Below are 12,924 nucleotides of genomic sequence, written 5' to 3' on the forward strand. Positions count from 1 at the left end.
CCAGGCCTGCGGCTTGAACCGTACGGTGGGCACTCCGTGCCCACGCGGTTACGTGCGCGTGCTGTTGCCCGCTGCGGCGAATCGTCGCTCGCTGACGCTTGAGGAAATCGCGGATGTTTGGAAATCGGGTTGGAGCGTGCGACTCGCGGAGAAGATTGCGGGCGAGATATCGCGGCCAGTGGTGAAAGGATGCGCACGTAACCGCGTGGGCACGGAGTGCCCACCGTACGGGCGAGGTCTCGACAAAAATGACGTTACCGCGACGCCACTGCCGCCGGCGTGAACTCCCACTTCTTCCACGCCGACAGCACCGCATTCGGATACTGTGGCTTGCCCCGGCTGCCGTTGTAGCGGCCGAGCGCGAGGTACAGATTGCCGCGCTCCATGTCGATATACATGCGCAAGATCGAGCAGCCGTAGCGCAAATTGGTCTGCATGTGGAACAGCTTGCGCCGGTCGCTGTCGCCGATCACCTTGGTCCAGAACGGCATCACCTGCATGTAGCCGCGCGCGCCGGCGATCGACACCGCGTACTTGCGATACGCCGACTCGACCTGGATCAGCCCCAGCACCAGCCCCGGATCGAGCCCGGCACGGGTCGCCTCATACCAGGCCGCCTCCAGGAATTCCGTGCGCGAGAATTCGTCGGGGATGCGTTTTTTCAGCCGCCCCGACATCTCGTTGAACCACTGCTGGTAGCGCAGCCGCCCTGCCTCGTCACGGAAGACAGGCTTGGGCGGACGCGCATCGTTGATGGCGTTCGACAGCGCCAGGCGCACGGAATCGGCGAGCGCCTCTTCCTTCTGGTTGCCCGCGTGGGCGCTCGTGAAGGCAAGCGCCGCCACGAGCAGCGCGCCACTTAACAGTGTGCGCGCCCCGCCCTGTCCCGCCATCCGCATCACTGCGCGAATTTGGCCTTGATGAAGCCGACCATCTCGTCGACCGCGATGGCCGTGGCTTCGGTATCGCGGCGGCCCTGGTATTCGAGCTTGCCTTCCTTCAGGCCGCGCTCGCCGATCACCACGCGGTGCGGCACGCCGATCAGTTCCCAGTCGGCGAACATCGCGCCCGGACGCAGGCCGCGGTCGTCGACGATCACGTCCACGCCCGCCGCTTGCAGCTCGGCGTACAGCTTCTCGGTCTGTTCCTTGACCATTTCGCTGCGGTCAAGGCCCATCGGGCACAGCACGATCTGGAACGGCGCCAGCGCGTCTGGCCAGACTATGCCCTTGTCGTCGTAGTTCTGCTCGATCGCCGCGCCCAGGATACGGGTCACGCCGATGCCGTAGCAGCCCATCTGCAGCGGCGCCGGCTTGCCGTTTTCGTCGAGGTAGGTTGCTTCCATGGCTTTCGAGTAGGCGCTGCCGAGCTGGAACACGTGGCCGACTTCGATGCCGCGCTCGATGGCCAGCACGCCCTTGCCGTCCGGCGAAGCGTCGCCTTCGACCACGTTGCGCAGGTCGGCGACCACCGGTTCCGGCAGGTCGCGGCCCCAGTTCACGCCGGCGAGGTGGGCGTCGACCTCGTTCGCGCCGCAGACGAAATCGGCCATGTTGGCCACGGTACGGTCGGCAACGATCGTGACAGGCTGCTTCGGCGCGACAGGACCGAGGTAGCCCGGCATGGTGCCATACACTTCCGCGATCTCGGCTTCGCTCGAGAAGCGGTAGGTGCCCAGGCCTGGAACCTTGTTGACCTTGACTTCATTCAGCTCGTGGTCGCCGCGCAGCAGCAGCATGAAGTATTGCTTGCTGACCTTGCCCTCTTCTTCGGTTTCGACCGTCAGCGCAATGGTTTTCACCGTTTGCGACAGCGGCAGGCCCAGCTGCTCGGCCACCATCTCGCACTTGGTCTTGCCCGGGGTCGGCACCTTGGTCATGGCTTGCGTGGCCGCGCCGCGCTCGCCGATGGCCAGCGCCTCAGCCGCTTCCATGTTGGCCGCGTAGTCCGAGGTCGGGCAGTAGACCAGCGCGTCTTCGCCGGTCGAGGCGATCACGTGGAATTCGTGCGAGCCGGTGCCGCCGATGGCGCCGTTGTCGGCCGCCACCGCGCGGAATTTCAGACCGAAGCGGTTGAAGATGCGCACGTAGGCATCGAACATGATCTGGTAGGACTTCTGCATGCCTTCCAGGTCGCGGTCGAAGGAATAGGCATCCTTCATCGTGAACTCGCGGCCGCGCATCAGGCCGAAGCGCGGGCGGCGTTCGTCGCGGAACTTGGTCTGGATGTGATAGAAGTTCAGCGGCAGCTGGCGGTAGGACTTGATCTCGCTGCGCACGACGTCGGTGACGACTTCTTCCGAGGTCGGCTGGATGGCGTAGTCGCGGCCATGGCGGTCCTTGACGCGCATCAGTTCCGGACCCATCTTGTCCCAGCGGCCCGTCTCTTGCCACAGTTCGGCCGGCTGCACGACCGGCATCAGCAGTTCGAGCGCGCCCGACTTGTTCATCTCTTCGCGAATGATCGCTTCGACCTTGCGAATGACGCGCAAGCCGGTCGGCATGTAGGTGTAGATGCCCGAGCCGAGGCGCTTGATCATCCCCGCCCGCATCATCAGCTTGTGGCTGACGATCTCGGCATCGGATGGCGCTTCTTTAAGAGTTGAAATAAAAAATCGTGAGGCACGCATATCGATGAATTCTTTTTAAAAAGAGAGGGTTATAATCGACCTAATTTTAAAGGATTAGCTGGCTGATGCGTCCAAACTTTGTACAAATGGGTCCGGAACACGCAGCCGCCGCCGTTTTCGTGATCGAAAGGCATGGCTGACGCAGGGATTTGTAGGTAAAAACGCAAGGGACCAGAAGCCGGCAGAAAGTTTCGAGGTGCACTTATGCTCGATCGTGAAGGGTTCCGCCCCAACGTCGGCATCATCCTGCTGAACGCCAATAACGAGGTGTGGTGGGGCAAGCGGGTGCGCGAGCACTCATGGCAATTTCCGCAAGGGGGTATCAAATACGGCGAGACGCCGGAACAGGCGATGTACCGCGAGCTGGAGGAAGAAATCGGGCTGCGCCAGGAGCATGTCAAGATCGTGGGCCGTACCCGCGACTGGCTGCGCTACGAGGTGCCGGATCACTTCATCAAGCGCGAGATCCGCGGCCATTACCGTGGCCAGAAGCAGATCTGGTTCTTGTTGCGCATGGTAGCGCGCGACAACGACGTCAACCTGCGCCTGACCGACCATCCCGAGTTCGACGCCTGGCGCTGGCACGACTACTGGGTGCCGCTGGACGTGGTCATCGAGTTCAAGCGCGATGTCTACCAGCGCGCCTTGCAGGAACTGTCGCGCTTCATCAGCTGGCCGGCCAACGGCGGGCACGGTGAGCGCCGCCACAGCGCGCGCTACCTGCGCCAGCCGCGTGGCCAGGGCAACGCGCCGGGCAGCGCCAACGGCGGCGCCAAGACCGGGCCGAGGCCGCCACGCGATGCCGCGGCCGAGCCGCAGCTGGTGCTGACACCGGAAAAATAGTTGCGTCTGTAACTCAGCAGTTACACGCCATCCGAAGCAGGCACGCCACGCAAGTGACGTTTGCCTGCTTTTTTTCTGCCAAATCATTGCAAAATAGAAAACTTTCATCCTAGAATTACTGGATGAATCCTTCATTCCTTGGCGCCCTTGCCGCACTGGCGATGGGCCTGGCCCTTCCCATCACCGCTTCCGCCGCGCCGGCGCCGGCGTCCTGCAAATACGTCGAGATCGCCAAGCTGCCGCTCAACTACACCGGCCCCAACCTGGAAATCACGACGACCGGCAGCATCAACGGCACACCGTCCGTCATGCTGCTCGACACCGGCGCCTGGCGTACCCTTCTGACACGCACCGGCACCGAGCGTCTCGGCCTGCGGCTGCGCAATACCGGACACCATGCGTATGGCGTCGGCGGCATCGCCCGTCTCTACGAGACACGGGTCAACGAGTTCGTCACCGGCCCTTCGCGCGCCAGCAAGGGCGTGATGACGGTGTTGACCGACTTCGGCTACGTCCCTTCGTACGACGCGATTGTCGGCGCCCCTTTCCTGCTGCAGGCCGACCTCGAGATTTCCCTCGCCGCCAAGGAGCTGAAATTCTTCCGGCCACTCGACTGCCGCGACGAATTCCTTGCCTACTGGGACCCGAAAGCGGTCGAACTGCCCTTCCACCGCGACTCGCGCGAAGGCAGCAACCCGCTCTTCACCGTCTCGGTCAACGGCCGCGAGCTGATCGCGATGATCGACACCGGCGCCGGCACCACCTCGATCACCCTGGACGCGGCCAAGCGAACCGGCCTGCAGCTCGATGCGCCGGGCGTCAACCGCCTCAGCGATGCCGTCGGCGTCGGCACCCGCAAGCGAGCACGCTGGCGCACCCGCTTTGCCACCCTGCAGGTTGGCGACGAAACCATACGCAACGCCGAGGTCAACGTCATCGACAGCGACGTCCCGACCGACGTCATCCTCGGTGCGGATTTCCTGCGCTCGCACCGCGTCCTGTTCGCGATGAGCCAGCGCAAGCTCTACTTCTCCTACATCGGCGGCGTACCCCTCGACGAATACGGCAAGCTCGCGCCCTGGGTCGTCACCGAAGCCGAGGCCGGCAACGCCGATGCCCAGATGGCGCTTGCAGACATCTACGCAAAAGGCAAGATCGTTGCGAAGGACACGGCACTGGCCGACAGCTGGCTCGCCAAGGCCGCCAGCGGTGGCAATCCGCAGGCGAATATCCGCACCGGACGCTGGAAGATGACGCATGGCCAGCTGGCCGAAGGCGCCGCCCACCTGCGCACCGGCCTCGACCGCCTGCCCTCGCATCACCAGGCCGCCCTCTGGCTGCACATTGCGCGCCTGCGCCTGGGCCAGCCGGAACTGGCGGCCAGCGAGCTGCAGGCTTCGGTTGCACGTTACGACGACGAGTGGCCACGGCCGGTTGCCGACTTTTACCTGGGCAAACTCAGCGCCGCAGCCCTGCTCGAGGAAGCCGCCGACGACAAGACCACCGCACGGACACGGACCTGCCAGGCCATCGCTGCGATCGGCGAGTGGCACGGCGCGCGCGGCGAAAAGGAACAGGAGCGTCCGCTGGCAGCGCGCTACAAGGCGGAGTGCGCCTTCAAGCCAACAGATCCGGCAACCGGGCAGGCGCAGGAGGAAGACAACCCCGCATGAAGGCTGGCGCGCGCGGCTCCATGCCGATGCGTACCTGCTTGCCACAAAGCAGCTTTTTAGATTGCTTTTATGTAAATTTCCCACGTAGAATCTTTGGCATGAAGCCCTTGTCCCGTACCCTGGCCGCGCTGGCGCTGGTCCTCTCCGTTCCACTTGGCCAGGCCGCAGAGGCCCCGCGCTGCCGTTATGTCACGGTCGGGAAATTGCCCCTGCAGTACACCGGACCCAGCCTGCAGGTCACGACCGAGGGCGTGATCAACGGCACGCCGGCAACCATGCTGGTCGATACCGGTGCTTACGATACCTTCCTTACCCGCACCGGCACGGAAAGGCGCGGCATGAAGCTGAGTAACCTGGGCCGGGTGGCGCAGGGTGTCGGCGGCGTCTCGTCGATTTACCAGACCCGCATCAAGGAATTCGTGGCCGGCCCGGCGCGCAGCGAGCGCGGGCACATGCGCGTGCTATCGGACTTCGGCTTCACGCCTTCGTTCGACGCCATCCTGGGCGCACCCTTTCTCCTGCAGACAGACCTGGAAATTTCCCTGGCTACCAAGGAAATGAAGTTCTTCCAGCCAATCAATTGCGGCGATACCCACCTCGCCTACTGGGATGCCGACGCCCTTGTCATTCCTTTCGACACCAGTTCCGAAACCACGCCGAATCCGTATCTCACGGTCCTGGTGAACGATGTGAAGATGCGCGCGATCATCGACACCGGTGCGGCGGCAACCACGATCTCGCTCGCCGCGGCCAGGCGTGCGGGCCTGAAACTGGACGCGCCCGATGTCACGCGGGCCGGCCACGTCGTCGGCGTGGGCGACGACAAGGTCGCCTTCTGGCATACGGCCTTCAAGACCTTCCAGATCGGCGAGGAAGTCATCCAGAATGCCGACATCGGCGTGGTCGACCGCAAGGGAAGCGACGTCGACATCCTGCTGGGCGACGACTTCCTGCGTTCGCACCGCGTGCTGATCGCGATGAGCCAGCGCAAGATCTACTTTTCGTATGTCGGCGGCCAGCCTTTCGAACAGCGCCGCAAGCTCGAATCCTGGATCCAGGCCGAAGCCGACGCCGGCAATGGTGATGCCCAGATGCGGCTGGCCAACATGTACGGCAGCGGCGACGGCGTAGCGCGCGACGCGCAAGCCTCCGCCAAATGGCTGGAGCAGGCAGCCGCCAGCGGCAATGCCTACGCCAACCTGTACAGCGGCCGCTCGCTGCTGCGCCAGGGCCGTGCAAGCGATGCCGCCCCGCGCCTGCGCCTGGCGCTCGACAAGCTGCCGTCCAACCGCGACGCCGCCCTCTGGCTGTATCTCGCCCGCCTGCGTATGGGCCAGGCGGAACTCGGCCGCACCGAGCTGGCCACCGCCTTTGCGCGCAGCGAGGACGACGAGTGGCCGGCGCCGGTTGCCGCTTTCTACCTTGGCAAGTCGAGCGCCGAACAGGTGTTGAAGCAGGCGGCCGAAGACCGCGAGCTGGGATCGAAGCGTCGCTGCACGGCCATCGGATTGATGACCGAGCTGCACGAAGCCCAAGGCGACAGCGCCGGCGTGCAGGCCATGGCGGCGGCGCGCAAGCAGCATTGCAGCGGCGGCCAGGACGACGCGGACGAAGACTGACAAGGACGACCGGCGGCAGCGAAGTGCGCGCCATCGCGTTAAAATAGCGCCCTTCCCCACCGCCTTTCAGATCCCGCCATGTTCACCCCGTCCTCGCACGACGTGCGCCGCTTTTTCTGTGAAGCCTTCCGCAAGCAACGCGCCGGCGAAGTCCTCACGCCGATGGACGCCATCGCCGCCGACTGGATCGTCCAGCATCCCGAATACCACGAGGCCATGATGGACGCCGAGGAAGCCGTCGCGCGCGACTACTCGGTCGAGGGCGGCAAGCCGAACCCCTTCCTGCATTTGTCGATGCATTTGTCGATTGCCGAGCAGGTGTCGATCGACCAGCCGCGCGGCATCAAGGCTGCGCATGATCTATTGGTGCGCAAGATCGGCGAGCACGACGCCCACCACGAGATCATGGAATGCCTGGGCGAGATGATCTGGAAGTCGCAGCGCAACGGCGTGCCGCCGGATACCGAGGCCTACATCGAGTGCGTGCGCAGCCGGGCGATGCGCTGAACTGTATGACCAAACAAAAGGCGACCAAGGTCGCCTTTGTTTTTATCGCTGGGTACTGTTAACCCAGCTTGTCGTCCGCCACCCGGTAGCGCGGATCTTCCAGCACGTTCACTTCGATCATCTCCTGCGCCTTGCCGAGCAGCTCGCGGCAGTCCGGGCTCAGGTGGCGCAGGTGCAGGCGCTTGCCGAGCGCGCGGTACTTGTCGGCCAGCGCATCGATGGCCTGGATCGCCGAATGGTCGACCACGCGCGCATTGCGGAACTCGACCACCACGTCCTGCGGGTCTTCTTTCGGCGCGAACAGCTCGTTGAAATTCGCCACCGAGGCGAAGAACAGCGTGCCCTGCAACTCATACACCTTCCAGCCCTGCGCATCCTGCGAGGTGGTCACCGCGATCTGCTTTGCATGCTGCCAGGCGAACACCAGCGCCGACACGATCACACCCACCAGCACTGCAATCGCCAGGTCGAAGACCAGGGTGATCGCCGCCACCAGCACCACCACCAGCGTATCGGCGCGCGGCACCTTGCCGACCATGCGGAAGGTGCCCCACTCGAAGGTCTTCTCGCAGACCACGAACATCACGCCGATCAGCGCCGCCAGCGGAATCTGCTCGATCCAGCTGGAGCCGAACAGGATGAACGACAGCAGGAACAGCGAAGCCGCGATGCCCGACAGGCGGCCATAGGCGCCGTTGTTCACGTTGATCATGCTCTGGCCGATCATGGCGCAGCCGCCCATGCCGCCGAAGAAAGCGGTGACCACGTTCGCCGCGCCCTGCGCCATGCATTCGCGGTTCGGCTGGCCGCGGGTTTCCGTGATCTCGTCGACCAGGGTCAGCGTCAGCAGCGACTCGATCAGGCCCACGCCGGCCAGCACCAGCGAGTACGGGAAGACGATCCGGAAGGTCTCCCAGTTGAAGGGCACGTCGGGAATCGCAAAGCTCGGCAAGCCGCCGGCAATCGAACCCAACTCGCCCACGGTCTTCGATTCGATGCCGAGCAGCGCGGCGCCAATGGTCACCACCAGGATGCCGACCAGCGTCGCCGGCACGGCTTTGGTGATACGCGGCGTGATGTAGATGACGGCCATCGTCGCGGCCACCAGGCCGAGCATGGTGAACAGCTGGGCGCCCGCCATCCATTCGCCGTTCACCTTGAAGTGCCCGAACTGGGCGATGAAGATCACCAGCGCCAGGCCGTTCACGAAGCCGAGCATGACCGGGTACGGCACCATGCGGATGAATTTACCCAGGCGCGCGGCGGCGAACAGCATCTGCAGGATGCCCATCAGGACGATGGCCGCGAACAGGTACTGCACGCCATGCTCGACCACCAGCGCGACCATGACCACGGCAAGCGCACCGGCGGCGCCCGAGATCATGCCGGGGCGGCCGCCGAAGGCCGAGGTGATGAAGGAGACCAGCACTGCGGCATACAGGCCGGTGAGCGGAGAGACGTGGGCGACCAGCGCAAAGGCGATCGCCTCGGGAACCAGCGCCAGGGCCACGGTGAGGCCGCTGAGCAGGTTGGTTTTCAGATAAGCGGGGGAGACGGACTGCAAGGTGACACTCCAACAAAAGGCGCTAGCGAGCGGAAAAACGAAATCCCCCGGAGCGGCGTGGAGACCGCTTCGGGGGATCAGATATAGCCGTTATTATAGTCGGAGTTGCCGAACGCTTCCTGCCGCAGGTGTCATTAACATTGCCAGCGAGGACCGTACGGTGGGCACTCCGTGCCCACGCGGACATATGAACGGTGTTGGCAGGCGCCCGAGCCGCGCCAGCAGCATGAACGCGCCAGAATGAGATGATCAGCTGATCATTTGCCGAAGCCGCGTCCATGCACGCGTTTCGATGCGAAAGAAGCCATTACCATGCAAGCTTCCGCGTGGGCACAGCGTGCCCACCATACGGTCCCAGCCGCGTCAGGGAAAACGCGTCGCGTGAACTCCGGCTTACTTGCTCACCACCAGTTGCGACGGCAAACTCGACAAATACGCCCCGATATCCTGCATATCCTGGTTGGTCAGCGGCTTGGCGAACCCCGCCATGATCGGATTGCTGCGCCCGTTCGCCTTGTCGCCGCCGCGTTTATAGGCCATCAGCGCATGCGCGATGTAGTCGGCATGCTGCCCCGCCAGCTTCGGATAGCTCGGGTCGATCGGCTTGTTGTAGTCCGCGCCATGGCAGGACGCGCAGTTGTACTTCTTGACCAGCTCCTCGCCGCGTTTAACATCGGCGGCGGAGGCGCCAAGGGAAACGGCGCCGAGCACCAGCGCAATGATCAGTTTTTGCATGGCGGCGGTCCTCATTTGCGGGTCTGGGCGGTCTGCTGCGCGTAGTAGGCGGCGACGTCGGCGATGTCCTGGTCGGACAGGCTGGCGGCGATGCCGCGCATCGACGGGTGCTTGCGGTCGCCCTTTTTATAGGCGTGCAGCGCGGCTTCGATGTACTTGGCCGATTGACCACCGATCATCGGCACCTGGTAGACCTCGGGGAAAGCGGATTTGTAGCCGGGGATGCCATGGCAGCCGATGCACATCTCGATCTTGGCCGGCGCGGCCTTCGGGTTGCCGACGACGTCCGCAGCGGACGCGGCGCCGGCGCAGGCGCCCAGAACGAGTACAGCGAAAAGTTTTTTCATGGTGGGAATCGCAAAAAAATTTGATCGAATACCGCTACCGCACGAAACTAGATGAAGCCGATAAAGTTAGCAAATCATCTAACAAGCGTCCGATTCTAGCCCAACAAAAGATTGCAGTCTACCAACGTCGCGCACCCGGACGGCCGCGCCCGCAAGCGCATCCGGCCCCGGCCCGGCTTCTGGCATATACTCAGGATTTCCTCTCTCACCACAGACGCCCATGCAAGCCCAAGCCCGCTTCGAAGGATCCGACAACTACGTCGCCACCGACGACCTGAAACTGGCCGTGAACGCCGCCCTCACGCTGGCGCGCCCGCTCCTGATCAAGGGCGAACCGGGCACCGGCAAGACCATGCTGGCCGAGGAAGTGGCCGCCGCGCTGAACATGCCGCTGCTGCAGTGGCACGTGAAGTCCACCACCAAGGCCCAGCAGGGCCTGTACGAATACGACGCCGTCTCGCGCCTGCGCGATTCCCAGCTGGGCGACGAACGCGTGCGCGACATCCACAACTACATCGTCAAGGGCGTGCTGTGGCAGGCATTCACGGCGCCGGAACCGGTGGTGCTGCTGATCGACGAGATCGACAAGGCCGACATCGAATTCCCGAACGACCTGCTGCGCGAACTCGACCGCATGGAGTTCTATGTGTACGAGACGCGCGAAATGGTGGTGGCCAAGCACCGTCCGCTGGTGATCATCACTTCGAACAACGAAAAGGAACTGCCGGACGCCTTCCTGCGCCGCTGCTTCTTCCACTACATTAAATTCCCGGACCGCGAGACGATGGCCGACATCGTCAAGGTCCACTTCCCGCACCTGAAGCAGGAGCTGCTGGCCGCCGCCCTGCAAAGCTTCTACGAAGTGCGCGACGTCGCCGGCATCAAGAAAAAGCCCTCGACCTCGGAATTCCTCGACTGGCTGAAGCTCCTGATGGCGGAGGACATCCCGGCCGAAGCCCTGCGCAGCAAGGATGCCAAAACCGTGGTGCCGCCGCTGCACGGCGCCCTGCTGAAGAACGAGCAGGATGTGCATTTGTTCGAGCGCCTGGTCTACATGTCGAGGACGAATCGATGACGGTAGGGAGAGTTGCGGTCGAGCCGGTCACGCTCGATTTCAACGGCGTGCGGCTGGAACCGTTGTCGCTCGATCACGTCGACGGCCTGCGCGCCGCCGCGGCCGATGGCCAGCTGTGGAACATCCGCGTGACCTCGGTGCCCGAGCCGCACCGCACCCAGGCCTACGTGCATGCCGCGCTCGAGATGCAGAACCGCGTGGCCTTTGCCGTGGTCGAGGCGGAATCGAACCGCGTGCTCGGCTCGACCAGCTACCACGACATCGTGCCCGAGCTCGAGCGCGTGGAAATCGGTTACACCTGGTATGCGCAAAGCGTGCAGCGCTCGCACGTGAACACCAGCTGCAAGTTGCTGCTCCTGTCCCACGCCTTCGACACCCTCGGTTGCGCGGTGGTCGGCCTGCGCACCGATAATTTCAACTTCGCCTCGCAGGCGGCCATCGAACGCCTCGGCGCCAAGAAGGATGGCGTGATCCGCCACCACGGCCTGCGCCGCGACGGCACCGTGCGCGACACCGTCATGTACAGCATCGTGCGCGGCGAGTGGCCAGAAATAAAAGCGCAACTGCACTACCGGCTGCAACGCCACGGACACGCACCATGCTGATCGACTTCTTTTTCGCGCTGCGCAACGCCAAGGTCCCGGTCTCGATCAAGGAATTCCTGACCCTGCTCGAAGCCCTGGAAAAGAGCGTCATCGCGCCTTCGCTCGACGCCTTCTATTACCTGGCGCGCCTGACGCTGGTGAAGGACGAAGCCCACTTCGACAAGTTCGACCGTGCCTTCGGCATGTACTTCAAGGGCATCGAGGCCGTGTTCGACACGAGCAAGGGCGAGATTCCGCTCGACTGGCTGATCAAGCGCATGGAGCGCGAACTGACGCCCGAGCAGAAGGCGGCGCTGGAAAAATTCGGCTACGACAAGCTGATGGACCGCCTGAACGAACTGCTGAAAGAGCAGAAGGAACGCCACGAAGGCGGCAACAAGTGGATCGGCACCGGCGGCACCTCGCCGTTCGGGCACGGCGGCACCAATCCCGAAGGCGTGCGCATCGGCGGCCAGGGCCGCAATCGCACGGCAGTCAAGGTCTGGGACCAGCGTTCGTACAAGGACTACGACGACGAGCGCGAACTGGGCACGCGCAACATCAAGGTGGCCCTGCGCCGCCTGCGCCGCTTCGCCCGCCATGGCGCGCCCGATGAACTGGCGCTCGACGACACCATCCGCGCCACGGCCAGCAATGCCGGCTACCTCGACATCAAGATGCAGCCCGAGCGCAAGAACCGCATCAAGGTGGTGATGCTGCTGGATGTGGGCGGCAGCATGGACGACCACATCGAGCGTACCGAAGAACTGTTCTCGGCGGCGAAGAGCGAATTCAAGAACATGGAGTTCTACTACTTCCACAACTGCGTCTACGACTACCTGTGGAAGAGCAACCGGCGCCGCCATGCGGAGCGTTTCCCGACCTGGGACGTGCTGCGCAAGTACCCAGCCGATACGCGGGTGATCTTCGTCGGGGATGCGACCATGAGCCCCTACGAGGTGCTGGCGCCGGGCGGGTCGGTCGAGTATAACAACGAGGAAGCCGGGGCGGAATGGCTGGCGCGCTTCTGCAAGGCGTTTCCGAAGTTCGCTTGGCTCAATCCCGAGCCGGAGAATCTGTGGCAGTACCGGCAGTCGATTGCGATCATCCGGCAGCTGATGAACAACCGCATGTTCCCGATCACGCTGGAAGGGCTGGAGCGGGCGATGCGCTTGCTGAGCAAATAGCGCCAGCAAGGATGGTCAACGCCTGGATTGAGGCGGTGGTGACCGTACGGTGGGCACTCCGTGCCCACGCGGAATGATGCGCCGTGTTGGCGCCGTTCCAACCCGACCCCGTTGCGGACTCGCGGCAACCTCCCGGATACTCCGCGAACGTCTGACCGAAT

Annotated in this window: 12 protein-coding genes; 7 read left to right on the plus strand and 5 right to left on the minus strand. The window is 63.8% G+C overall.

The genetic code is table 11. From position 1 onward, the window contains the following. Positions 1-254: 254 nt before the first annotated feature. Both LK540_RS11080 and LK540_RS11085 read right to left on the minus strand, forming a co-directional pair. A complete protein-coding gene (locus LK540_RS11080; protein WP_229437348.1) occupies positions 255-893 on the minus strand; it encodes a lytic transglycosylase domain-containing protein in 639 nt (212 codons plus the stop codon). A 5-nt stretch (positions 894-898) separates the two neighbouring features. After that, the gene (locus LK540_RS11085) at positions 899-2,629 is read right to left on the minus strand and encodes a proline--tRNA ligase (RefSeq protein ID WP_229437349.1); all 1,731 of its coding nucleotides are present in this window, start codon (positions 2,627-2,629) and stop codon (positions 899-901) included. Positions 2,630-2,833: 204 nt separating this feature from the next. Between LK540_RS11085 and LK540_RS11090 the strand changes: the two genes are divergently transcribed. From LK540_RS11090 to LK540_RS11105, 4 genes are all read left to right on the plus strand, one after another. Then, positions 2,834-3,472 carry an RNA pyrophosphohydrolase gene (locus LK540_RS11090; RefSeq protein WP_229437350.1) on the plus strand — a complete coding sequence of 213 codons (639 nt, stop codon included), beginning with the start codon at positions 2,834-2,836 and terminating at the stop codon, positions 3,470-3,472. Between the two features lie 122 nt (positions 3,473-3,594). Continuing rightward, the gene (locus LK540_RS11095) at positions 3,595-5,145 is read left to right on the plus strand and encodes a retropepsin-like aspartic protease (RefSeq protein WP_229437351.1); all 1,551 of its coding nucleotides are present in this window, start codon (positions 3,595-3,597) and stop codon (positions 5,143-5,145) included. Between the two features lie 98 nt (positions 5,146-5,243). Beyond that, the gene (locus LK540_RS11100) at positions 5,244-6,764 is read left to right on the plus strand and encodes a retroviral-like aspartic protease family protein (protein WP_229437352.1); all 1,521 of its coding nucleotides are present in this window, start codon (positions 5,244-5,246) and stop codon (positions 6,762-6,764) included. A gap of 78 nt (positions 6,765-6,842) precedes the next feature. Further along, positions 6,843-7,271 carry a DUF1841 family protein gene (locus LK540_RS11105; RefSeq protein ID WP_229437353.1) on the plus strand — a complete coding sequence of 143 codons (429 nt, stop codon included), beginning with the start codon at positions 6,843-6,845 and terminating at the stop codon, positions 7,269-7,271. 58 nt (positions 7,272-7,329) lie between these two features. On the opposite strand, the gene LK540_RS11110 is transcribed toward LK540_RS11105, so the two are convergent. From LK540_RS11110 to LK540_RS11120, 3 genes are all read right to left on the minus strand, one after another. Beyond that, positions 7,330-8,835, minus strand: a complete 1,506-nt coding sequence (locus tag LK540_RS11110) for a SulP family inorganic anion transporter (RefSeq protein ID WP_229437354.1) — start codon at positions 8,833-8,835, stop codon at positions 7,330-7,332. A gap of 393 nt (positions 8,836-9,228) precedes the next feature. Beyond that, positions 9,229-9,570 carry a cytochrome c gene (locus tag LK540_RS11115; RefSeq protein ID WP_229437355.1) on the minus strand — a complete coding sequence of 114 codons (342 nt, stop codon included), beginning with the start codon at positions 9,568-9,570 and terminating at the stop codon, positions 9,229-9,231. Positions 9,571-9,581: 11 nt separating this feature from the next. Beyond that, complete coding sequence (locus LK540_RS11120; RefSeq protein WP_229437356.1) at positions 9,582-9,917, minus strand: cytochrome c; 336 nt, start codon at positions 9,915-9,917, stop codon at positions 9,582-9,584. Positions 9,918-10,137: 220 nt separating this feature from the next. On the opposite strand from LK540_RS11120, the gene LK540_RS11125 reads away from it, so the two are divergent. Genes LK540_RS11125 through LK540_RS11135 form a run of 3 tightly spaced genes read left to right on the plus strand, consistent with a single transcriptional unit; the run spans position 10,138 to position 12,763 of the window. Then, on the plus strand, positions 10,138-10,992 hold the full coding sequence (locus tag LK540_RS11125) for a MoxR family ATPase (RefSeq protein WP_229437357.1): 855 nt from the start codon (positions 10,138-10,140) through the stop codon (positions 10,990-10,992). Beyond that, positions 10,989-11,597: a GNAT family N-acetyltransferase gene (locus LK540_RS11130; RefSeq protein WP_229437358.1), complete on the plus strand. Its 609-nt coding sequence runs from the start codon at positions 10,989-10,991 to the stop codon at positions 11,595-11,597. Before LK540_RS11125 ends, LK540_RS11130 begins: the two co-directional genes overlap by 4 nt. Continuing rightward, positions 11,591-12,763: a VWA domain-containing protein gene (locus LK540_RS11135; protein ID WP_229437359.1), complete on the plus strand. Its 1,173-nt coding sequence runs from the start codon at positions 11,591-11,593 to the stop codon at positions 12,761-12,763. Before LK540_RS11130 ends, LK540_RS11135 begins: the two co-directional genes overlap by 7 nt. The last annotated feature ends 161 nt before the right edge of the window (positions 12,764-12,924 follow it).

The organism is Massilia sp. IC2-278 (genome assembly GCF_020708045.1).
GTDB lineage: Bacteria > Pseudomonadota > Gammaproteobacteria > Burkholderiales > Burkholderiaceae_D > Telluria.

Excerpts from the sequence above, each read along its gene's own strand:
- LK540_RS11080 (WP_229437348.1), bottom strand. The coding sequence starts at position 893 with ATGGCGGGACAGGGCGGGGCGCGCACACTGTTAAGTGGCGCGCTGCTC.
- LK540_RS11085 (WP_229437349.1), bottom strand. The coding sequence starts at position 2,629 with ATGCGTGCCTCACGATTTTTTATTTCAACTCTTAAAGAAGCGCCATCC.
- LK540_RS11090 (WP_229437350.1), top strand. The coding sequence starts at position 2,834 with ATGCTCGATCGTGAAGGGTTCCGCCCCAACGTCGGCATCATCCTGCTG.
- LK540_RS11095 (WP_229437351.1), top strand. The coding sequence starts at position 3,595 with ATGAATCCTTCATTCCTTGGCGCCCTTGCCGCACTGGCGATGGGCCTG.
- LK540_RS11100 (WP_229437352.1), top strand. The coding sequence starts at position 5,244 with ATGAAGCCCTTGTCCCGTACCCTGGCCGCGCTGGCGCTGGTCCTCTCC.
- LK540_RS11105 (WP_229437353.1), top strand. The coding sequence starts at position 6,843 with ATGTTCACCCCGTCCTCGCACGACGTGCGCCGCTTTTTCTGTGAAGCC.
- LK540_RS11115 (WP_229437355.1), bottom strand. The coding sequence starts at position 9,570 with ATGCAAAAACTGATCATTGCGCTGGTGCTCGGCGCCGTTTCCCTTGGC.
- LK540_RS11120 (WP_229437356.1), bottom strand. The coding sequence starts at position 9,917 with ATGAAAAAACTTTTCGCTGTACTCGTTCTGGGCGCCTGCGCCGGCGCC.
- LK540_RS11125 (WP_229437357.1), top strand. The coding sequence starts at position 10,138 with ATGCAAGCCCAAGCCCGCTTCGAAGGATCCGACAACTACGTCGCCACC.
- LK540_RS11130 (WP_229437358.1), top strand. The coding sequence starts at position 10,989 with ATGACGGTAGGGAGAGTTGCGGTCGAGCCGGTCACGCTCGATTTCAAC.
- LK540_RS11135 (WP_229437359.1), top strand. The coding sequence starts at position 11,591 with ATGCTGATCGACTTCTTTTTCGCGCTGCGCAACGCCAAGGTCCCGGTC.